This is a genomic window from Pseudomonas sp. Sample_11 (assembly GCF_004307505.1).
GTDB classification, from domain to species: domain Bacteria; phylum Pseudomonadota; class Gammaproteobacteria; order Pseudomonadales; family Pseudomonadaceae; genus Aquipseudomonas; species Aquipseudomonas atacamensis.
In genome coordinates this window covers 1-21317 of sequence record NZ_RCOD01000090.1, presented here as the reverse complement: position 1 = coordinate 21317, position 21317 = coordinate 1, and the positions used below count along the sequence as shown (strand labels likewise).

The 21317-nt window shown below is 59.1% G+C and carries 16 protein-coding genes; 8 read left to right on the top strand and 8 right to left on the bottom strand.

Going from position 1 to position 21317, the window contains the following annotated elements; all coding sequences use genetic code 11:
- Window positions 1-321 precede the first annotated feature (321 nt).
- Together D8U60_RS24100 and D8U60_RS24095 are read left to right on the top strand one after the other, a co-directional pair.
- Window positions 322-780, top strand: coding sequence for a transposase (locus D8U60_RS24100; protein ID WP_130901105.1), 459 nt, complete (start codon window positions 322-324; stop codon window positions 778-780).
- A 1359-nt stretch (window positions 781-2139) separates the two neighbouring features.
- On the top strand, window positions 2140-5283 hold the full coding sequence (locus tag D8U60_RS24095; RefSeq protein ID WP_130901104.1) for a transglycosylase domain-containing protein: 3144 nt from the start codon (window positions 2140-2142) through the stop codon (window positions 5281-5283).
- Window positions 5284-5425: 142 nt separating this feature from the next.
- On the opposite strand, the gene D8U60_RS24090 is transcribed toward D8U60_RS24095, so the two are convergent.
- From D8U60_RS24090 to D8U60_RS24070, 5 genes are all read right to left on the bottom strand, one after another.
- A complete protein-coding gene (locus tag D8U60_RS24090; protein WP_130901103.1) occupies window positions 5426-6670 on the bottom strand; it encodes a hypothetical protein in 1245 nt (414 codons plus the stop codon).
- Between the two features lie 47 nt (window positions 6671-6717).
- A complete protein-coding gene (locus tag D8U60_RS24085; RefSeq protein ID WP_073473236.1) occupies window positions 6718-7218 on the bottom strand; it encodes a CS1 type fimbrial major subunit in 501 nt (166 codons plus the stop codon).
- 33 nt (window positions 7219-7251) lie between these two features.
- Window positions 7252-7995, bottom strand: coding sequence for a molecular chaperone (locus D8U60_RS24080; RefSeq protein ID WP_122611907.1), 744 nt, complete (start codon window positions 7993-7995; stop codon window positions 7252-7254).
- A 119-nt stretch (window positions 7996-8114) separates the two neighbouring features.
- On the bottom strand, window positions 8115-10637 hold the full coding sequence (locus D8U60_RS24075) for a CS1-pili formation C-terminal domain-containing protein (protein WP_130901102.1): 2523 nt from the start codon (window positions 10635-10637) through the stop codon (window positions 8115-8117).
- Window positions 10638-10747: 110 nt separating this feature from the next.
- Complete coding sequence (locus tag D8U60_RS24070; protein WP_024014183.1) at window positions 10748-11239, bottom strand: CS1 type fimbrial major subunit; 492 nt, start codon at window positions 11237-11239, stop codon at window positions 10748-10750.
- Between the two features lie 495 nt (window positions 11240-11734).
- On the opposite strand from D8U60_RS24070, the gene D8U60_RS24065 reads away from it, so the two are divergent.
- Both D8U60_RS24065 and D8U60_RS24060 read left to right on the top strand, forming a co-directional pair.
- A complete protein-coding gene (locus D8U60_RS24065) occupies window positions 11735-12310 on the top strand; it encodes a PadR family transcriptional regulator (protein ID WP_016773362.1) in 576 nt (191 codons plus the stop codon).
- Window positions 12307-13095: a siderophore-interacting protein gene (locus tag D8U60_RS24060; protein WP_130901101.1), complete on the top strand. Its 789-nt coding sequence runs from the start codon at window positions 12307-12309 to the stop codon at window positions 13093-13095. The genes D8U60_RS24065 and D8U60_RS24060 overlap by 4 nt, the downstream gene beginning before the upstream one ends.
- A 93-nt stretch (window positions 13096-13188) precedes the next feature.
- On the opposite strand, the gene D8U60_RS24055 is transcribed toward D8U60_RS24060, so the two are convergent.
- Both D8U60_RS24055 and D8U60_RS24050 read right to left on the bottom strand, forming a co-directional pair.
- Window positions 13189-13818, bottom strand: coding sequence for a Pr6Pr family membrane protein (locus D8U60_RS24055; RefSeq protein ID WP_130901100.1), 630 nt, complete (start codon window positions 13816-13818; stop codon window positions 13189-13191).
- Between the two features lies 1 nt (window position 13819).
- On the bottom strand, window positions 13820-14050 hold the full coding sequence (locus D8U60_RS24050; protein WP_016773359.1) for a VF530 family protein: 231 nt from the start codon (window positions 14048-14050) through the stop codon (window positions 13820-13822).
- A gap of 300 nt (window positions 14051-14350) precedes the next feature.
- Between D8U60_RS24050 and D8U60_RS24045 the strand changes: the two genes are divergently transcribed.
- The 4 genes from D8U60_RS24045 to D8U60_RS24030 all read left to right on the top strand — a co-directional run bounded on the left by D8U60_RS24045 (window position 14351) and on the right by D8U60_RS24030 (window position 19468).
- The gene (locus D8U60_RS24045; protein ID WP_130901099.1) at window positions 14351-15712 is read left to right on the top strand and encodes a carbohydrate porin; all 1362 of its coding nucleotides are present in this window, start codon (window positions 14351-14353) and stop codon (window positions 15710-15712) included.
- Window positions 15713-15934: 222 nt separating this feature from the next.
- Window positions 15935-18346 carry a glucose/quinate/shikimate family membrane-bound PQQ-dependent dehydrogenase gene (locus D8U60_RS24040; RefSeq protein WP_130901098.1) on the top strand — a complete coding sequence of 804 codons (2412 nt, stop codon included), beginning with the start codon at window positions 15935-15937 and terminating at the stop codon, window positions 18344-18346.
- Between the two features lie 301 nt (window positions 18347-18647).
- Window positions 18648-19103 carry a hypothetical protein gene (locus D8U60_RS24035; RefSeq protein WP_071173469.1) on the top strand — a complete coding sequence of 152 codons (456 nt, stop codon included), beginning with the start codon at window positions 18648-18650 and terminating at the stop codon, window positions 19101-19103.
- Entirely contained in the window at window positions 19091-19468 is a 378-nt protein-coding gene (locus D8U60_RS24030) for a hypothetical protein (RefSeq protein WP_122699566.1), read from the top strand. The genes D8U60_RS24035 and D8U60_RS24030 overlap by 13 nt, the downstream gene beginning before the upstream one ends.
- A 475-nt stretch (window positions 19469-19943) precedes the next feature.
- Here the strand turns inward: D8U60_RS24030 and D8U60_RS24025 are convergent, their stop codons facing one another.
- Window positions 19944-21113 carry an ATP-binding protein gene (locus tag D8U60_RS24025; RefSeq protein ID WP_130901097.1) on the bottom strand — a complete coding sequence of 390 codons (1170 nt, stop codon included), beginning with the start codon at window positions 21111-21113 and terminating at the stop codon, window positions 19944-19946.
- Window positions 21114-21317: the final 204 nt, after the last annotated feature.

Genomic DNA, 21317 nt, shown 5'->3' with positions numbered 1-21317 from the left:
AAAGCTCAGGGCAGGATTTTTCACTCTAAAAGTCACAACATTCAGCGACAACTCTCGGCAATAGTGGGTTCCGCGGAGAGGCATTACCTGCATTACGTAGGAAAAGTCGCCACTGAAAAAGCCGCGAAGTATTGCACAGCGATGGTGCAGCGTCATGTTTCAGCCCTAGGGCATTTGATCCACTGTGTGATGTCTCGCCTCGCTTGATCACGGATAAATCGCCCGACGGATTCAGAAATTTCGCTCAACAGTTGCAGCGCCGACCGGGGCGGCCAACCACTAACCTTTGAAAAAGCCAGGAGCACATGCAAGGAAGCTCACATGCCAGTCCGTCCCAACTCCCACCGTCTGCGCCAAGGTCGTTTCTCGGAAAACGGTCGTGCCTATTTCATCACCGCCGTCATCCACGAACGCCAGCCCGTATTTGCAGATTGGCAGGCCGGCCGATTACTGGTTGCCGAACTGCGCCGGGCTCATGAGCAAGGAGTCGCGCAATCCATCGCCTGGGTTGTCATGCCTGACCACTTTCATTGGCTGATGCAATTGCAACGCGGCTCACTTGGTGAAGTCATTGGCGGTGTAAAGGCTCGCTGTGCGCATGCGGTTAACAGAAAAACCGGACGTCACGGACCGCTGTGGCAAACCGGCTACCACGACCGTGCGATCCGTGACGGCGAGGACCTGGAGCCCTTCGCCCGCTACATCATCAATAATCCTTTGCGAGCCGGGCTGGTCGATAACCTCGGTGATTACCCGCTTTGGGATGCCTACTGGCTCTGAGCACAATAGTTCTATGGAATAGGTGGATTTCTTCCTCACACAGACAAACTCCCGGGATGTGAACAGCCTCTTTGTGGCGAGGGGATTTATCCCCGCTCGACTGCGCAGCAGTCGCAATTTCCTCACATGCGGTGGGCCTGTAGAAACTGTGGTGGCAGGTTTTGGGGCTGCTTCGCAGCCCAGCGGGGATAAATCCCCTCGCCACAGGGAGTCCCCCGCTCGGCTGCGAAGCAGGCGCAACTTGCTGACATGCGGTGTGCCTGGAGAAACTGTGGAGGCAGGTTTTGGGGCTGCTTTGCAGCCCAACGGGGATGAATCCCCTCGCCACAGGGAATCCCTGCATGACTGATAAATCTGCTAGCCCCAGGAATCCTTCCCTAAACACAGACAACATCCCGGGATGTGAACAGTATCTTTGTGGTGAGGGGATTTATCCCCGCTCGGCTGCGCAGCAGGCGCAACTTCCTTACACGCGGTGTGCCTGTAGAAACTGTGGTGGCAGGTTTTGGGGCTGCTTTGCAGCCCAACGGGGATGAATCCCCTCGCCACAAGGAATCCCTGCATGACTGATAAATCTGCTAGCCACAGGGAGTCCTTTCCTCACACAGACAACATCCCGGGATGTGCACAGCATCCTTGTGGTGAGGGGATTTATCCCCGCTCGGCTGCGCAGCAGTCGCAACTTCCTCACATGCGGTGGGCCTGTAGAAACTGTGGTGGCAGGTTTTGGGGTTGCTTTGCAGCCCAGCGGGGATGAATCCCCTCGCCACAGGGAGTCCCCGCTCGGCTGCGCAGCAGGCGCAACTTCCTTACACGCGGTGTGCCTGTAGAAACTGTGGTGGCAGGTTTTGGGGCTGCTTTGCAGCCCAACGGGGATGAATCCCCTCGCCACAAGGAATCCCTGCATGACTGATAAATCTGCTAGCCACAGGGAGTCCTTTCCTCACACAGACAACATCCCGGGATGTGCACAGCATCCTTGTGGTGAGGGGATTTATCCCCGCTCGGCTGCGCAGCAGTCGCAACTTCCTCACATGCGGTGGGCCTGTAGAAACTGTGGTGGCAGGTTTTGGGGTTGCTTTGCAGCCCAGCGGGGATGAATCCCCTCGCCACAGGGAGTCCCCGCTCGGCTGCGCAGCAGGCGCAATTTGCTCACATGCGGTGGGCCTGTAGAAACTGTGGTGGCAGGTTTTGGGGCTGCTAGCAGCCCAACGGGGATGAATCCCCTCGCCACAGTGTTTGTTCCAGTTTTATTCAGATAAAGCACCGGCTCCGCTCTTCACATTTTTTTCACCGGCTTCAACCACCGTCTAAGCTTCAGACAAGTCCGATCAATCTGCGTGAATGGATCAGTCGACTATGGGCGCTTTGTGGCAAACCGATTCGAGTAAAACCGTGGTTCAGACTGAAAGTGTGAATGAAGCGCCTGTCCCTGAAAAACCCCGTCGCAACCGGCACGGGTGGAAGGCTTTCTGGTTGCTGTTTTTGATCATTGCGGTGGTGGTGGGACTCGCTGCGTCCAAGGAAATGCGCACCTCGCGTTTCCAGGCGCGGGAGCTGAGCCAGTACGCCGCTTCGCTGACCTACAAACTTGAACCCGGCCCCAGCGAAGCGATTCGTTATCCGGGCAACGGGCCGTTCGATCTGCGCCTGGGTTACAGCTCTCTGGACGAATTCCTGCCGCGCCTGCTCAAGCGCAATTACGTGATCACCGAGCAGACACGCTTCTCCCCTGCCCTGCTCGGTTACACCGACAAAGGCCTGTTCGTGCCGTATTCGGAAAAGATTCAGGCCGGGCTGTCGATCACCGATTGCCGAGGCGCGCCGCTGTATCGATACAACTATCCGCAGCAACTGTATGCCGACTTCGCGGCGATTCCGCCGGTAGTGGTCAGCAGTTTGCTGTTCATCGAAAACCGCTTTCTCCTCGACCCGAAACAACCGCTGGCCAACCCGGCGGTCGACTGGCCGCGCTTCGGCATGGCGGCGTGGTCGCAAGTGGCGAAACTGCTGCGCCTGCCCGGGCAATCGGCCGGCGGCAGTACCCTGGCAACGCAACTGGAAAAGTATCGCCACTCGCCCGATGGCCTGACCGTGTCGGGCGCGGAGAAGATCCGCCAGATGGTTTCCGCCAGCGTGCGCGCCTATCAGGATGGCCCGCAGACCCTCGGTTCGCGGCAGAACATCGTGCGCGACTATCTCAACAGCGTGCCGCTCTCGGCGGTACCCGGCCACGGTGAAGTGCACGGCATGGCCGAAGGTTTGCGAGTCTGGTACGGCAGTGATTTCAACAAGGCCAACGAGCAACTGAACAGCCCGAAGACCGATCCGCAGACCATGGCCGCCAAAGGCCTGGCCTTGCGTGAAATGCTCTCGCTGATGATCGCCCAGCGCCGTCCTTCGCATTACCTGACCAAGGGCCGCGAGGAATTGGCGAGCCTCACCGACAGCCACCTGCGCCTGCTCAAGCAGAACGGCGTGATCGACAGCGCTCTGGCCGACGCCGCGCTGGCAAGCACCGTGTCCTACCGCGACTGGCAGACCCAGCCAACGATGCAGCCGATTGAAACCAACAAAGGCATCAGCGTTGCCCGCAGCCGCCTGGCAAGCATGCTCAACCGGCCGCTTTACGACCTCGATCGTCTCGACCTGTCAGCCACCAGCACCCTGCAGGGCGACCTGCAAACGCAGGCCACGGCTTATCTGAAAAAACTCGCCGATCCGGTCTACGCTGCCGAAATCGGCCTGCTCGGCGAACGCCTGCTGACGCCGACCAGCACCACGCAAGTGCGCTACAGCTTCACCCTGTTCGAACTGACCCCGGACGGCTCGCGCGTACGCGTGCAGACCGACAGCACCGATCAGCCGTTCGACATCAACGAAGGCAGCAAGCTTGAACTCGGCTCCACGGCGAAAATGCGTGTGCTGACCACGTACCTGCAAATCGTCGCCGAGCTGCACGAAAAATACGGCGCGATGAGCGGGCCAGAATTGAAAAAAGTCGAAGTGCCCGATCAGGACCGCCTCAGCCGCTGGGTCATCGACTACCTGATCCAGAACAAGGATCACGATCTGTCGAAGCTGCTCGGCGCCGCGCTGGATCGCAAATACTCGGCCAGCCCCGGCGAGGCGTTTTTCACCGGCGGCGGCCTGCACAGATTCAACAACTTCCGCAAAGAGGACAACGGTCGCCTGCCGACCCTGCGCGATTCACTGCGCGAGTCGATCAACCTGCCGTTCATTCGGCTGATGCGCGACATCGTCCGTTACACCACCTACTCAGGCCCCAACGGCGAATTGCTTAAGGATGACCGCGACCCCCGCCGCCAGGAATACCTGGCCAGTTTCGCCGACCGCGAAGGCACCTCATTCCTGCTCAAGTTCTGGAAGAAGTACAAGAACAAGGACACCCAGGCGCGCCTGGAAACTTTCCTCGACAGCATCCGCCCGACGCCGATTCGCATGGCGGCGGTGCACCGTTATCTGTTGCCGGATGCCAGCCAGGAAGACTTCAACAGCTTTGTTCGCGCCCACCTCAAAGGCGCCAAACTCAAGGAGAAACTCACCGATGACCGCCTGATCCGCCTCTACGATTCCTATGGCCCCGGCAGTTACGATTTGCCTGATCAGGGCTTCATCGCCAAGGTGCATCCGCTGGATCTGTGGATGATGGGTTATCTGCTGCATCACCCGGAAGCGACCTTCAGCGAGATCGTCAAGGCCAGCCATTTCGAGCGCCAGGAAGTCTACAGCTGGCTGTTCAAGAGCCGGCACAAAGGCGCGCGCGACAGCCGCATTCGCACCATGCTCGAGATCGAAGCGTTCCTCGACATTCATCAGCGCTGGCAGAAAGTCGGCTACCCGTTCGATCACCTGGTGCCGTCACTGGCCACCGCCATTGGCAGTTCCGGCGACCGTCCCGCCGCGCTCGCCGAGCTGATCGGCACCATCCTCAACGACGGCGTACGCATGCCGACGCTGCGCATCGACAGCCTGCATTTCGCCGCCGATACGCCGTACGAAACCAGACTGGTCAACGACCCGCACGTGGGTAAACGCGTGATGCCGGTGGAAGTGGCCAGAGCCATGCGCGAGGCGTTGTCGCAAGTGGTCGATGCCGGTACCGCCAAACGGTTGTCGGGCAGTTTCAAACTGCCCGACGGCACGCCGCTGGCCATGGGCGGCAAGACCGGCACCGGCGACAACCGCATTGCGGCGATCGGCTCCGGCGGGCGGATCATCAGTTCGAAGTCGATCAACCGCACGGCGACCTTCGTGTTCTACATCGGCGATCACCATTTCGGCACCCTCACCGCATTCGTCCCGGGGCGCTCGGCGGAGAACTTCAAGTTCACCTCGGCCCTGCCCACGCAGGTGCTCAAGGGCATGGCGCCGATTCTCACGCCGTATCTGCAACCGGGCAGTGACTCGCAATGTCGTCCGGCGGAAAATCCCCCCGTGGTTACCACCGGGCCGGCGCAGTTGGCAATCCTGTCCGGATGACAGCGCATTACTGCTCTTGCTTGTCGCAAAGACCGCGAGGAGTCCTGCCAGGCTGGCCCCGTGCAGCCGCGCAAGACGCTGGGGCCCGATCGGGCGTCTGAACGCAGCCAGACTGGCATGGGCTGCTTGGCCGGAATCGCGCTTAACCTACCTCTGAATCCCAGATCACCGTGACATTGCCCGAATAGGTGCGCGCCTCCCCTTCCCTGATCATTCTTTCCACCGCATCGCGGGCCACTTCGAAATGCAGCGTGCCCACCTTGCGGTCCAGATAAAAGCTCGGCTGAAACAACTCGGTGCCCGTGCCATCGCGCAGCAATCGCCGGCGATTGACCGCTTGTCCGGCGCCATCGGTCAGCCCGTTGGGCAGGCTGACGCTGACTTCCAGTGGTACCGCATGGCCGGTGCCCGGTTCCCGTATCAAGCAGTCGTTGACGAAGAAGTACTGGCACTCGATGTTCATCTTGAAGCGGCTCGAGGCCGAGATATTGAACGTCTGGTCACGCATCAGCCGGGTCGGCTTGCGGCCCTCGTTCAGCCACGACTGCCAACCGCCCACCGGTTGCAGCGCCACGCGGTTGCCGCCGGGAGGAATATCGACCTTCATAGTGTGCGTAACCCTCAGATTGAAATTGAGGGTCAGAATCGAGTCGTTCGGGATCATCACATCGCCCATGTCGAAATCCATGTTCGGACCGACGGTGTAGGTAATGGCACCGGTGTAGTCGCCAGCATCCATTTTCAGCGGATCCGGCGTGCGCAGTTCGTAGGCGTAGACGAAAAACTGATAGTTCATGCCAAGCGGGATATCGAACAGAGCTTTCTTGGCGCAGACCCCCGCCCCTTCCGGAACTCTCCAGAAACTGTTGTAACCATAATATCCCGCTGTATGGGTACCGACACTCAGACATGGTGGCGGAGCGTAGGCCCAGCCGCCGCCTTCCCACAAGTCATCCCACCAGCCGCCTCCGGTCAACTCGACGACCGACAACGGGAAGCCCGCCTCGTGACCAACACCGGCAATTCTCACCTCGACAACGTGGCTATCACCGGCAGCGTTGGTCACCGAAACAGTCCTCCAGTCGGACGGCACCTTGGCCATGCCACCCTGGCGCGGATCGGCGTGGTTGGCCTGAATCGGCGCATTGGCGGCGAACGGGATGCGCGCGACCAGGCTGAACAGCCCCAAAGACTCGCACGTTGCCGGTACCTGACGGCAGAAACCCTCGGATGGGGTCTGATTCTTGAACTGATTTTTTTGCGGATTGGCAAAGTCCGGCTCGAAGGTGGCATCAATGTTGTGCACTTCGGCCACTGCCGCAGCGCTGAACAACGTCAACAGCAATCCGATCCATGGGCGGATGCCCGGGGCGCTAGAAAAAATCATGGGTGGTCTCCAGAAAATACTTCGATACCAGCATTGCGCGAGCCATCTCACTCGCCAGGCGCTCGGGCACTGAACAGCAACAGCACGTTGCCGGCGTAATCCCCGGGGCGGTAGCCGCCCTCCGGGCTGATCGGGTCGATCTGCAACAGCACCCGTGTCCCCGCAGCGGCCTCGGCCTGCGACACCACCTCACGCGGGGCCATCTCGGCGCTCAGCTCCACCTTGTTAAAGGTCACGCGCAGACTGATATCGTCTGCCGGCCGACCGTTCGAAAGGTAGGGCGCGGACTCCAGCCGCGCTTCAATCGCACTGGTGTCGTGACGCACATCAAAGTACTTGCGCACACTGCTCAGGCTTGAGGTCGAGTGATTCCAGTCGAGCCGCTGCGGTCGGTGGATCCAGTCCGGCACCGCGGGAATGATGTAGAACGATCGGTTCGGCACTTCCACTGTCACTTCGAACGTGTGTGCTTCCCGAGCCGCCCAGGCCGCATCGCTGGCCAGAGCCGCCGCGGCTATCAGCGCGACGACGGAGCATTGCTTGATCATGTTGGTTACCCGTTGCGTCAATGAAAAGCAGACCTAGCGGCTGCTGACCGTCAGGTTCTTCTTCTCGCTGCCTTCGATCAGGAAGAAGCGGTACCCACGACCCTTCTCCTTGTCGAAAGCGAACGTCTTGCCCGCCAGCACATGGTGTTTGGTGGTCACACCGCAGTCGGTTTCGTCGCTCAACGAGCAGTCTCTGAACTCGTCGACAATCACCACGGTGTTGCCGTCATTGCGCAGTTCGTAGCGGCTGTCGGTTTCATTGATCGTCGTGGCAAACCGGGTTTCCCTGGGCCGTACGAAGAACACCGTGCCGAAACCGGTCATCACGTTGACCCCGGCCGTCAGTGCCTTTTTGTAGTCTTCCCGTTCTTCCTGGCTGACAGCGAACTCGTCTTCCTTTTCCGGCACCACCGGCACGAAGCGCACGCGGAAGTAACGCTCGCGATCGCGTTCACCCATGTACAGCAAGCGGGTGCCCTGCATGCCCTCGGCCGGGACGATCAGCCGCGCCGGGCTGGCCATCAGGCCGTTGCGCGAAGCGCCGTCGGCAGCGTTCTCAACCGGGATTTCCTTCGGCGTGCCGTCGGCGTCGTAGACAATCTCCAGAACGTTTACCTTGACGAACGCGGTGGCATCGCCGCTGTTGAACACCCGTTTCAGATAGGTGCTCTTGTCGCCATCCATATAGTCGTACACCGTACCGACATTGATCTGCGGCCCGGCCTGCGCCGTCAGGCAAAACACGCTGAGCACGCCCAGCAAAAAACCACGGTTCATCACTTCAACTCCATGAAAAAAGGAACAAGGCGCCGGCGTGCACGTTCATACGTCGGCTTCCCGGATAGCGCTGATATTGCTGGTGCGCGTGTCGCCCAAATGTGGACCTGGTCATCGGTTCAGCCCGCCTTCTGCGCGGTGACACCGACGTCGGCCACGGTGTCTGGCGTGCAGCGCAGATCGCCTATCATCAGGACGTTGTTTTCACTGCGGTACTGGTTGGCATCGAGGCGGAACTGACACAGCAAGCGATTATCGCGACGGATTTCGAGGGTCGGCGAACCGGCGTTCATCTCCATTGAAAAGAACCCGTCGACCTCGGTGACGCCACGGCTGGCATGGTTGATCACATGATGGCCCTTGAGCGGCCGCCCTGCTTCATCGATCAGGCGACCGAGCACTGTCAGGGTTTTCATCACACGGATCTTGCGGTACTCCACCCCGCCCTTGTTCAGGTGATAGCGAGTGCGCGCCGGCTCGATGGTCGCTGCGGGCACGTTGTTGCCCTCGAAGTCGAAGCTCACTGAGCTGTTCTGATAGGCCGTGATCGGGATGAAATTGCGCCCCGGCTTCAAGGCAGCGCTGCTCCCGCTATAGTCGTCGGCACGCAGGACGATGTCGTCGATGTCCGATTCGACATCGACGATCATCCCGGCGCCGCGCACTTCGCTGTGATTGGTCATGAGCATCTGCTCGCCACCGACCACCAGCGTGCTGTCGAGGTTGAGGCCGCCGGTGAAATTGCCGTTGTAGGACGAGCGTTGAATAAAGCCATCGCCGTTGACCGCATCGGTGCGGAAATTGGCCAGGCTCGACATGCCGAGGCCGTAGGTATCGGTGAGCGCCGTGACCGAGACGCTTTGCAGCACGTGATCCTTGAAATCCTTGCGCCAGCCGAGCGAGGCGTTGTTGTCGCGTTTGCCATCACGGGCGGTGCGTGAGCCGATGCTGCCGGTGAGCTGTTGACCGGGCGCGCCGAGCGCCAGATTGATGCTCAGATCGATCCCGCGGTTGCGCGCATCGCCGCTGCTGAAACTGCCCGGACGATCAAAGACCGACAGGCGCCAACTGGCATCACTGCCCAGCAGCACCGTGCGCTGGGTCCAACCCAGATCCAGGCCCATGCCTTCGACATTGCCTTCGCTGTGCGAAACCCGGGCATTGACCGAACTCTTGCTGCTCACCCGATGATTGAGCGCCAGCGATGAATTGCTGGTCTGGCCGACGAACACGTTACGCGGACGAACGCGTGTGCCGTCGGGCAGCGTTTCGTAGGTGTTGGTGGTGTCGAGCCAGCTGCGGTTGTGGCTGATCACCAGACTGCCCGCGCCGTAGTTGTAAAGGCTTTGCAGATCCAGACCGGTGCCGTAATCCTCGGTCTTGTAGACATTGGCATACAGGCTGAGGTGGTTGGCCAGCGTCCAGTCGATGGATGTGCCGTACTGCAGCTTTTCGCGAATCTGCCGCGCCGAGGCGCCGAGAATCACCCGCGGATGCAACAGATAGTTGAGCGATGCACCGGCGGTCGGGCTGCCACTGCTTTGCTTGTCCCAATTACTCAACAGTTTGCTTTCTTCGCCGGCAAATAGGTTGTAGCGCCAGCGCTCATCGAGGTTGCGCCAGTTGCTCGGCTTGTAGACCAGTTCCTGCGTGGTGGAGGTGATCTGGCCGTCCTCGATCAGGCGAACCTCCACTTCGTAAATGCCACCCGGCAGCGGCCGCGTATCGAGCGACTGCAGACCGGCGGGTACCGATTGCGTGTTGATCAGCAAACCATTGCGCCAGATTTCCACCGCCCCCTGACGATTGGCGGTCACGTAGATCGGATACACGCTCGGCATCGGCGTGTTGATCGCCAGACTGTCGGAACTGCCATACATGAGGCCTACAGCGGTGTCGGGGCTGGTGCCGAACGTGCGCGGCTGACGCATCAGCCCTTCGGAATTGGGGGTGAAATAGCCCAGGCGAAAGAAACTGCCTTGCAGTTCGCGCTGGGTGTGCAGCTCATGCACGGCGTGATACAGCTTGGTATCAGGACCGCCGAGCCGGGCCATTTGCAGGTTGAGGGTCTGGCTCCAGTTGCCCAGACTGGAACTGGCTTCCAGGCCGAAGCGCCCACCCAGATCCTGATCCTGGCCGCCATTGAGATTGAGTTGATTGCGCACCATCAGGCCACGACTGCCGCCGTCGGGTTGCTCGTAATAACGCTTGGCCTGAACATCGCGCTCGGCATTTTCAGTGAGGATCGAAACCAGCGAACTTTGCAGGTTGTAGTGCACCGCCAGAAACTGATCGGGACACGAACCGCGGCACGCGCCCAGAGGCACACCGGGTTTGAGGTAGCTCGCCCACTTTTCCCGCTCGGCCGGGCCAAAGCGGTTTTCGCTGGTATCGGTGAATTCGAGAAGCGTGATGCGGTCATCTCGCGACAGCACCACCATGGCTTCGCCCAGCGGCTGCTGATCGACTTCGACCCGCACCGCCAGCGGTACATCGAAAAAATGCTCCTCGAAATCCGCCGGCAAGCCTTTGGCCTGCGCCAGCAAACTGCGTGGCGTGGTACCGGTGGCGTCGGAAGCCATGACTGCGCTGGCACAGAACAACAGCGCAAGCGCAGCCGCGATGGGTGTCATCGGGAACATGAACTCGTACTCTGATTTTCAGACAATGAAAGTCCGTCGGGGCAAACACGGATGTTTGCCCCGCGGTCAAACCCACGGCGAAGGTGGGCGTCTAGCAGGCGATCATGCGATCAGCGCGAACCGACCGGAGGTACCGCATCGAAAACCATTGCAATAGTTCCGGTGTAATCACCCGGCGCGTATGTGGAGCTGGCACGCGGAGCGATTTTCAGCAATGCGCGGTAGGTACTGTCGGATTCATCTTCACCCACAACCATTTGTGGCACTTGGGTAAGAATCTTGCCGTTGAATTCAACGTCCAGGGCAATCTGATCGACACCCGATTGCAGCATAGGGATGCCATTGAGGCTGGCGTGAACGGAGCCGTCAGTGTTACGTACGTCAAAGTAACCTTTGACCTCGGTCATCTTGCCGGTGGCAGGGTTGTAGCTCATGTCCTGGTCTTTGTTGACCAGATCAGGGTCGACCGGCACCACATAGAAGCTGGTGGTTGGCACTGTGGCGACAAGACTGATGGAGTGCGACGCTTCATTCGCCGCGAAGGCCGTGGAGGACATTGCCAGAAGAGCCAGTGGAGCAGCGATTGCGATTTTCTTGAACATCGTTCAGTACCTGTTTGCTTTATATAAGGGGGTGTCATTGAAAGTTCATAAACCTTTTGCTCGTCGACCGCTGAAGCAACTTGAACTTTCAATGCCGGGCATCATCGACTGTTGCCTCTGGAATGTAAGCAGGCAACTTCCGACAAACTCGTAGTTAAACAACCCCACACCCCGCCAGAAAAAAGAACAAAAAACAGATACTTGCAACATTCGCTGTAAGTTGCGCCCTACACACAGTTACAGGCAAAAAACCATACAGCAACTTAACCGCTTTAACGCGGCAACTTGCGAGAAATTAGAATATATACTCAAGCACAACTAGAGCGATAACTTTAACTTTAAGGTCACGCCTTTTTATTTTTGATCGGAAAGAGTTTTGTGGCTTTTTTCACGCTGACCGCTCGTCCGTCGAGCGTCGCCAGAGGCTAAAAACGTCTTGCACAGCGCTTAAGATATATCTTAAGTTGTATCTAAATACGACGAGAGAGAAGCGAAATGAGAGACCATCATTCCCCCCACCGCGAGCATGGCGATGGCCGCGACGGCTTCGAGAAGCGCCCCGGTCGCGAACGCGGCGGCCGCGGTCCGCGAGTCTTTGCCCCCGGCGACTTGAAATTGCTGTTGCTGGCGCTGATCGCCGAACAGCCCTGCCACGGTTACGACCTGATCCGCCAGATAGAAGGCATGTTCGACGGCGCCTACAGCCCCAGCCCCGGGGTGATCTACCCGACGCTGACGTTTCTGGAAGAGAGCGACCTGATCGCCGGTGATGCCGAGGCCGGCAAAAAGCGTTACAGCGTCACCGACGCCGGTCGTTTGTCTTTAAGTGAACAAGCGGTGGCGCTCGACGGTGTACGCATGCGCATCGACGTCAGCAAGCGCTCGCTGCGCGGCCATGATCGCCCGCCGGAAATCCACGAAGCGGTGCACAACCTGCGCCATGCCTTGCAGCTGCACCATGGGCGCTGGAGCGCCGAAGAAATCCTGCGCGTGCGTGACCTGCTCAACGACACCGCCAAAGCCATCGTCGACGGCCCTGCCGTTCAACCTGCCACGGAGAAAGCCGAATGACTGCAGTCGATAACCAAACCATTCACCGCGTGATGCACGAAATCAAACGGCGCAAGCTTGAAGTGCTGCGCGTCACCGACCTGACCCCGCGCATGCGCCGCATCACCCTCGGCGGGCCGGAACTGGCCGGATTCATCAGCTTGGGCACGGACGATCACGTCAAACTGCTGTTCCCGCAGAACGCCGAACAAGCGGCGGCGCTGGAGACGATGCAACTGGGCGCCGGCAAGGACAACGGGCCGATGCCCGAGATGCGCGACTACACGCCGCGTCGTTACGACCTGGAAAAAATGGAACTGGACATCGATTTCGTCCTGCACGGCGACGGCCCTGCCTCGACCTGGGCCGAGCAGGCACAACCGGGGCAGTTCCTGCACATCGGCGGGCCACGCGGGTCGATGATCGTGCCGGACATCTTCGACAGCTACCTGCTGATCGGCGACGAAACCGCCCTCCCCGCCATCGCCCGCCGCCTCGAGGGTCTGGCGGCAAATCGCCGGGCACTCGTGGTGATCGAAGTGGAAAACGGTGCCGAGCAGCAAGTGCTGGAAAGCGCGGCGCAGTTCAATGTGATCTGGGTGCTGCGTGAAGGTGGCAAGGACAACCTGCTGGCTACCGTCAAGCAATTGCAGGTGCCCAAGGGCAATCTGTACGCGTGGGTGGCGACCGAAACCAAGGTCTCACGGCAGATCCGCCGGGTGCTGATCGATGAGCATGGGCTCGATGAACAGTTCATCAAGGCAGTTGGCTACTGGCGCGCGGAAGGCTCTTCCGAGGAAGAGTAAATCCGAGAAGCAAAAGATCGCAGCCTTCGGCAGCTCCTACAGGGGAATGCATTCCAAATGTAGGAGCTGCCGAAGGCTGCGATCTTTTGATCGTTACGGCCGAAATCGATCCAGACCAATCACTAGCAACCCCACCAACACAAACCCCACCAATATCCCCCCGGCATTCGCCAGCACCTGTGGATATCCCAACACCGCCACATCAATGAACGGATACGCATAGGCGCCAAGCAGATGCCCGCGCAGCAAGGCGTAGATGAAATACACCAGCGGATAGGTCAGCCACAGCGGCAAGTGCCACAAGCGCAACGTGCCTTTGGGGACGCAGCACCACCAATAGCCAAGAAACAGCAATGGCATGACGTCGTGGAGCAACTCATCGGCAACAAACTGCCAGCCTTCGGGGTGCCACAAGTGCCGCAGCAGGATGCTGTAGGCCAGACCGACGACGGCGATGCTCACCGCGATCCCGCTGCTGACCCACGGTTGCAGAAACCAGCGCCGCGCGGCGGATTCGCGCTCGGTGACCGCGCAGGTCAGCACCGTCGCCACCAGGGTGTTGGTCAATATGGTGAAGTAGCTGAAGAAACTCACCAGTCCGCCCAGCAGGCTGGCGCCGATGCTCAATCGTGCGAAGAAGATCAGGTACAGCTGAATCGTCAATCCGGCCCAACCCAACACGGCCAGGCCGGTGATCAGGCGTCGGCGCCTCGCGCTGTCCATCTCAGAGCGGTCGCTTGGTGCGCATCAGCTTCACGTACAGGCGTTCGACCTTCTCCCGCGCCCACGGGGTTTTACGCAGGAAGGTCAGGCTCGACTTGATGCTCGGATCGCTCTTGAAACAACGGATGTCGATACGCTCGGCCAGCCCCGACCATTCGTAGTGAGTCACCAGTGCATTGAGGATCTGTTCGAGGGTCACGCCGTGCAGCGGATCGGGGGATTGTTCGTTCATGCCGGGCCTTTGGGCGAAGTGATGTGCAGAAGCCGCGCACCTTAGCCGAGGGGCAGAGCGGGTGGAAGGCCTTCCTGCAAATGTAGGCCAACCCGGGAAGATCGCAGGCTGTGGCCCGACTCACAATGCGCCCGTTTGCCGCACTGTTACCGAATCCGAAATGCTGCATGTCTGCAAAAGCCCTTTCTCAATTTGTTACAGATCATTATCCTGCCGCCCTTCCGCTGAAACGCTTCACTGCCTGCGACAATCTGAAGCGCTCGGCCTGCACTCGAAAAAACATCAAAAAAAGACTTCTTCATGCCTGACTTTTCTTTCTCCCGAGACAGCGCTATCTCTGCCCTGCGCACCCTTGGCGGCTGCACCGCCCTTGGCCTGGCTACCTGTGCCCACGCGGCGCCGGCCTTCGACAGTGAATCACCGTACATGCTCGGTGACTGGAACGGCACGCGCACAGAACTTGCGGAAAAAGGCTACGACTTCAAACTCGATTACACCGGCGAAATGGGCAGCAATCTGCACGGCGGTTACGATCACGACCGCACTGCCCGCTACAGCGACCAGTTCGGCCTCGGCACCCATCTGGATCTGCAAAAGATCCTCGGTTGGAACGACGCTGAATTTCAGCTGACCATCACCAAGCGCAGCGGCAACAACATCAGCAACGACCGCATCAATGACCCACGCGTTGGCGGCTTCACCTCCGCCCAGGAAGTCTGGGGTCGTGGCCAGACCACGCGCCTGACGCAGATGTGGTACCAGCAGAAATTCTTCGATCAGAAACTCGACATCAAGGTCGGCCGCTTCGGCGAAGGCGAAGACTTCAACAGCTTCCCTTGTGACTTCCAGAACCTCGCGTTCTGCGGCTCGCAGGTCGGCAACTGGGTCGGCGGCATCTGGTACAACTGGCCGGTCAGCCAATGGGCGCTGCGGGTCAAATATCACCTGACGCCCGAGCTGTACGCGCAGGTCGGCGCCTACGAGCAGAACCCGTCGAACCTTGATCGCGGCAACGGTTTCAAACTCAGCGGCAGCGGCACCCAGGGCGCGATCCTGCCGGTCGAACTGGTGTGGACGCCGAAGCTCAACGGCCTGCCGGGCGAATACCGCGCCGGTTACTACTACAGCAATGCCAAGGCCTCTGACGTTTATAAAGACCAGAACGGCCAACCGGCAGCGCTGAGCGGCGAAGCCTACCGCAGCGCGTCGAGCAAGCACGGCGTATGGCTGGGCGTGCAGCAACAGGTGACCAGCATCGCCAGCGACCACTCGCGCGGCTTGAGCCTGTTTGCCAACGCGACGATGCATGACAAGAAAACCAATGCCATCGACAACTACGTGCAGGCCGGCCTGACCTACAAAGGTCCGTTCGATGCTCGCGCCAAGGACGACATCGGTTTTGCCCTCGCTCGTGTGCACGTCAACCCGGCCTATCGCAAGAACGCCGAAATGACCAACCGCGCCAACGCCGTCTACGACTACGACAATCCGGCGTTCCTGCCACCGCAGGACACCGAATACAGCGCCGAGCTGTATTACGGCGTGCACGTGGCCAACTGGCTGACCGTGCGCCCGAACCTGCAATACATCCGCCACCCCGGTGGCGTGAACGACGTCGATGACGCCTTGATTGGCGGGATCAAGATCCAGTCGTCGTTCTAAAAAACGCCACAAGGCCCTGTGGGAGCTGGCTTGCCAGCGATAGCAATCTGTCTGGCAATTTCATTGTTGGATGTGCAATCGCCATCGCTGGCAAGCCAGCTCCCACAGGGATCCATGAAATTCGTTAGCCGAACAAGTTTTTATCTGAACCATGCCTGCGCCAAATCGTCATCTAAAGTGACTACAGCGCGGGACTACATAAACGTCACGGAGAATCACACTATGAGCACCGAAAGTGCTTCGAGTCGGGGCCGTCTGCTACCGGGCCTGCTCGGCATCCTGCTTCTACTGATGGGCCTGGCCATGCTGGCCGGGGGAGTCAAGCTGAGCATGCTCGGCGGCTCGCTTTACTATCTGCTGGCCGGTATCGGCATCGCTTTGAGCGGCATCCTGCTGCTGATGCGTCGCCGCGCGGCGCTGGGCCTGTACGCCATCGTGCTGTTTGCCAGCACCGTGTGGGCATTGTGGGAAGTCGGTCTGGACTGGTGGCAACTGGTGCCGCGTCTGGCGCTGTGGTTTGTCCTCGGCTTCGTGATGCTGCTGCCGTGGTTCCGTCGTCCGCTGCTGCTCAACGGCCCGGCGAAAATCGGCACTGGCGGCCTGACCGTCGCTGTGATCCTGGCCGGCGTTACCGCTCTGGCCAGCCTCTTCACCCACCCGGGCGAGACCTTCGGCGAACTGGGCCGCGACAGCGCGGACATGACCAGCACCGCACCGGCCATGCCGGATGGCGACTGGCAAGCGTACGGTCGCACCGAGTTCGGTGACCGCTACTCGCCGCTCAAGCAGATCACCCCGGAAAACGTCGGCAAGCTGCAAGAAGCCTGGCGCATCCAGACCGGCGACCTGCCAACCGCCGATGACCCGGTCGAGCTGACCAACGAAAACACCCCGCTCAAAGCCAACGGCATGGTCTACGCCTGCACCGCGCACAGCAAAGTGCTGGCGCTGGACCCGGACACCGGCAAGGAAATCTGGCGCTTCGATCCACAGATCAAGAGCCCGGTCGGCTTCAAGGGCTTCGCCCACATGACCTGCCGTGGCGTTTCGTATTACGACGAAGCCGCCTATGCCAAGTCTGAAAACGCCGGTTCCGCGGTCATCTCCGAAGCCGGCCAGGCCGTTGCTCAGGCCTGTCCGCGTCGTCTGTACCTGCCAACCGCTGATGCGCGCCTGATTGCGTTGAACGCCGACACCGGCAAGATCTGCGAAGGCTTCGGCAACAACGGCGTGGTCGACCTGACCCAAGGCATCGGCCCGTTCACCGCTGGTGGCTACTACTCCACCTCGCCAGCGGCGATTACCCGTGATCTGGTGATCATGGGCGGTCACGTTACCGACAACGAATCGACCAATGAGCCATCGGGCGTGATCCGCGCCTTCGACGTGCGCGACGGTCACCTGGTGTGGAACTGGGACAGCGACAAGCCGGACGCCACCGAGCCTCTGGCCCCGGGCGAAACCTACAGCCGCAACTCGGCGAACATGTGGTCGCTGGCCAGCGTCGATGAAAAACTCGGCATGGTCTACCTGCCACTGGGCAACCAGACCCCGGACCAATGGGGCGGCAACCGCACCCCGGGCGCGGAAAAATTCAGCGCCGGCCTGGTTGCCCTGGACCTGGCCACCGGTAAAGTGCGCTGGAACTACCAGTTCACCCACCATGACCTGTGGGACATGGACGTGGGCAGTCAGCCAACCCTGCTCGACATGAAAACCGCCGACGGCGTGAAACCTGCGCTGATCGCCCCGACCAAACAGGGCAGCCTGTACGTCCTCGACCGTCGTGACGGCACGCCGATCATTCCGATCAAGGAAATCCCGGTACCGCAAGGCGCTGTCAAAGGCGACCACACCGCACCGACCCAGGCCCGTTCGGACCTCAACCTGCTGGCCCCGGAACTGACCGAAAAAGCCATGTGGGGCGCCAGCCCGTTCGACCAGATGCTGTGCCGTATCCAGTTCAAGGAACTGCGTTACGAAGGCCAGTACACCCCGCCATCGGAACAGGGCAGCCTGATCTATCCGGGTAACGTCGGCGTGTTCAACTGGGGCGGCGTCTCGGTCGATCCGGTTCGCCAGCTGCTGTTCACCAGCCCGAACTACATGGCCTTCGTCTCGAAAATGGTGCCACGCGAGCAAGTCGAAGCCGGCAGCAAACGCGAGAGCGAAACCTCGGGCGTGCAGCCAAACACCGGCGCGCCATACGCGGTGATCATGCACCCGTTCATGTCGCCACTGGGCGTACCGTGCCAGGCCCCGGCCTGGGGCTACGTCGCCGGTATCGACCTGACCACCGGCAAAGTCGTGTGGAAACGCAAGAACGGCACCAGCCGCGACAGCTCGCCAATCCCGATCGGCTTCACCCTCGGCGTACCGAGCATGGGCGGTTCGATGGTTACCGCCGGCGGCGTCGGCTTCCTCAGCGGCACCCTCGACCAGTACCTGCGCGCCTATGACGTGAATACCGGTAAAGAGCTGTGGAAATCGCGCCTGCCAGCAGGCGGCCAAGCGACTCCGATGACCTACACCGGCAAGGACGGCAAGCAATACGTGCTGCTCGTTGTTGGCGGTCACGGCTCGCTGGGTACCAAGATGGGTGACTACATCATTGCGTACAAACTGCCGGAATAAGCGTTAGCTGGCGGTAATGAAAAGGCGATGTTCCGTGAGGGACATCGCCTTTTTTTGTGAGCGCAACTTGGCAGGCAATGAATAAACCTGTGGAAGCGGCTGTGAACAGGTTCGTCCTGCAGGCGCTGATCAATGCGCCGGAGTTTTCCGACAGGCGGGTCGGTAGCGTTCGGAAAATGCGCTGGGCCTGAATAACTATCGCGAACAAGAATAAAAAACTGTCAGGTATTACAGTTCACAGCTTTCACGCTTTTACCCAGACTTGCCTCTTCATTATTCGGATCATACAGAGGCAGCTCTCATGGCAAACCCAAACGTACCCAACGCCGTCTTCGCGTTCGGCTCTATTGAAACTGATGTCAAAGGCACCATCAGCGGTAATTATCTGGACTTGACCAGCTACAGCACTTCAAGCACATCCATTTCCATCAACGCGTTAGGGGGATACGACTTTTCTTTCCGCCACAACGACGGCTTGTCGGGCGCGCGAATCATCTCCATCTCGCTTCGCTACCCGCAGGATCCTTCCCCTTTGCGCTATTCAGAAACGATTGTCATAGACCGAGCCGATCCTCGTCCCTATGAATTTGAAACGACAACTTCTTCAATTATCGCGGTAACCCAAATCAGTAACTTCGTGTACCGATACGACCTCAAAGATTACAAATTTTCCGGCAAAGCACAGCACACGAATGACACGCGGGAACTCACCTGTAATGGATTCTTTGTGGTTCAGGGACTGACGTGGCCGATCTGACAACGCTGGTTGTGGGGACCTTCTGTATGAGCCTTTATTCGAAACTGCGTATCGCCCTGCCGGCTGCCATATTCGCACTCAGTGCCTGGCTCCCTGCGCAGGCTGACAATAACGCAGAGCAGGCAAAAGACTGTAGTGCAGCGCTCAATGAATTGAAATCCATGAACATCACGCCTGGCGCATCCAATTGTCAGACAGGCCAAACACTACAGTGGCGCGTCGAGGCAACTGCCGAGCAATTTGAGCAGGTCATGGATGTTTGCGAAAAATCCAGACTGGCCGCCTTGTATCGATACAGCGAGTCAAGGATCGTCAGTTGCCAATACACCTCAAGCACGAGGAACACTCCGAGCGGAGCGTATTGATAGAGGAGTGACGTCTGCCACGGGTTGCAATACATCGAGGCTGCAGGATATCTACTACATACGCAGGTCAAAACTCCCGAGAATGTCTATGTCGCCGGCGACTGGATCATTAACAACCGCATGGAAAGACATCTTGTAATGATCAGCTTGCGTATCAAAATCAATAGTGAAATTACCGTCCCGGGTATGAGCTTTCTCGAATCCGAATCCTGATCGGGCTATATACGACATCAATACAACCGTTGGTCAGAACCTACATTCACTCCAGGAACCTAGTCAAATTCAGGCCGCCTTCGCGAGCAGGCTCGCTCCCACAGAAAATCAAAATCAAAAGATCGCAGCCTTCGGCAGCTCCACAATGAGCGCAAGATCGAGTACTGCCCATGCTCTTGATCCATGCGTACCGGCAGGTAAGCGGGGCAGAACTTTCGGAAAGAATTCGGCGGCTGATTACATAAGGCGCTACCACTGATTTTCATTCGCCACGACGACGAAGGTATTCCGCGAAAAGAGGAACGGTGAAATCAAGGTAACCATGGTCGGTGCTGTAGATCATACCTTTGGAAATGATATTGGCCCGGGCCGGGCCTAACGATGATTGATCACGCTCCATCACCTTGGCGATACCTGCCATAGGATAGGGCCCATCACCAAGGGCGGCCATCGCCATCACAAACTGGATCTCGGCTTTGGTAAGCCGGTCATAACGAACCTTGAAGAAGCCGGCATCGAGTCCGGCGATAGTCTCTGGATAAGCGCGTTCGACATCAGCGAGCGTGATCATGGGGCCGGCAGCAACATCCCATGAAGTTGAACCCCATTCCTGCAGAAAAAACGGATAGCCCCTCGTTCGCGCGACAATCGCTTGGAGGGCAGCGTCTTCGATCGTCTGCTCCTCCTCCTCGACGGGTTTTCGAACAGCAAGTTTTGCTGCTTCTTCGTCCAGCGCGCCTACAGGCGGGTAGAGGAAAAGTCGCTCTGCATAGGACTTCGCCTCACCAGCCAATTTGGCAACCTGTGGTAGTCCTGCCCCAACCAAAACCACAGGCAACCCGCGCTGGGCCATTCGATGCATCGCAACGATAAGTGCCGACAGATCGCCTTCCGAGAGGTACTGAACCTCGTCGATGAGCAGCACCCATCCCTTGCCAGCGGCTTTAGCGCCCTCGCCAATCACACCGAACAGGTCTGGAAGATCATGTTGCAGATCGCCGCTATCAGCCAGCCCAGGTTCAGCACCCTCAACGCCCACCTCAACGCCACCGATATCGATTTTGAATATCGAGGCAAAATTGCGCAGGGCGCTCATACCCCGGCTGGCAATTTGCTTTGCTCCTTCGAATCCCGACAGTGAACGCATTACGCGTCGCAGTTCAGGGTAAAGAAGAGTGGAAAGTGTATTTTTCTCCGGAGCTTCGAGCTGGGAAACGAGCAGCCCCTCTTGTCTGGCGATATTGCCGATCTCATTCAGGAGTACCGTCTTGCCGACTCCTCGAAGGCCAAGGAGCATCAGCGACCGTGCAGGTTTGCCCCTCACTGCTCGGCCGCAGGAAATCCGAGCCATTTCGAGAACAGGGTCTCGGCCAGCAAGCTCCGGTGGTGGAAAACCAGCCCCGGGGGCGAACGGATTACGATAGGGATCCATCACAACACCATTTAATAGTTAAAGCTAACCAACACTAGCGTTTTTCGCTATTTATGCAAAGACATTGTTAGATTCCAATAGGCACCCGTGCCGACCTGAAGGATCTCGCCACCGCCCAAAGGCCGCCAAGGTTAACAAGGTCAAAAACTTTGCAAACCTGAACACACACGCAGAAACACACCCGCCCCATTGAAACCACCCCAC

What these genes read in the sequence shown, in the direction of transcription:
- D8U60_RS24100 (WP_130901105.1), top strand. Translation starts at nt 322, where the DNA reads ATGCCAGTCCGTCCCAACTCCCACCGTCTGCGCCAAGGTCGTTTCTCG.
- D8U60_RS24095 (WP_130901104.1), top strand. Translation starts at nt 2,140, where the DNA reads ATGGGCGCTTTGTGGCAAACCGATTCGAGTAAAACCGTGGTTCAGACT.
- D8U60_RS24090 (WP_130901103.1), bottom strand. Translation starts at nt 6,670, where the DNA reads ATGATTTTTTCTAGCGCCCCGGGCATCCGCCCATGGATCGGATTGCTG.
- D8U60_RS24085 (WP_073473236.1), bottom strand. Translation starts at nt 7,218, where the DNA reads ATGATCAAGCAATGCTCCGTCGTCGCGCTGATAGCCGCGGCGGCTCTG.
- D8U60_RS24080 (WP_122611907.1), bottom strand. Translation starts at nt 7,995, where the DNA reads ATGAACCGTGGTTTTTTGCTGGGCGTGCTCAGCGTGTTTTGCCTGACG.
- D8U60_RS24075 (WP_130901102.1), bottom strand. Translation starts at nt 10,637, where the DNA reads ATGTTCCCGATGACACCCATCGCGGCTGCGCTTGCGCTGTTGTTCTGT.
- D8U60_RS24070 (WP_024014183.1), bottom strand. Translation starts at nt 11,239, where the DNA reads ATGTTCAAGAAAATCGCAATCGCTGCTCCACTGGCTCTTCTGGCAATG.
- D8U60_RS24065 (WP_016773362.1), top strand. Translation starts at nt 11,735, where the DNA reads ATGAGAGACCATCATTCCCCCCACCGCGAGCATGGCGATGGCCGCGAC.
- D8U60_RS24060 (WP_130901101.1), top strand. Translation starts at nt 12,307, where the DNA reads ATGACTGCAGTCGATAACCAAACCATTCACCGCGTGATGCACGAAATC.
- D8U60_RS24055 (WP_130901100.1), bottom strand. Translation starts at nt 13,818, where the DNA reads ATGGACAGCGCGAGGCGCCGACGCCTGATCACCGGCCTGGCCGTGTTG.
- D8U60_RS24050 (WP_016773359.1), bottom strand. Translation starts at nt 14,050, where the DNA reads ATGAACGAACAATCCCCCGATCCGCTGCACGGCGTGACCCTCGAACAG.
- D8U60_RS24045 (WP_130901099.1), top strand. Translation starts at nt 14,351, where the DNA reads ATGCCTGACTTTTCTTTCTCCCGAGACAGCGCTATCTCTGCCCTGCGC.
- D8U60_RS24040 (WP_130901098.1), top strand. Translation starts at nt 15,935, where the DNA reads ATGAGCACCGAAAGTGCTTCGAGTCGGGGCCGTCTGCTACCGGGCCTG.
- D8U60_RS24035 (WP_071173469.1), top strand. Translation starts at nt 18,648, where the DNA reads ATGGCAAACCCAAACGTACCCAACGCCGTCTTCGCGTTCGGCTCTATT.
- D8U60_RS24025 (WP_130901097.1), bottom strand. Translation starts at nt 21,113, where the DNA reads ATGGATCCCTATCGTAATCCGTTCGCCCCCGGGGCTGGTTTTCCACCA.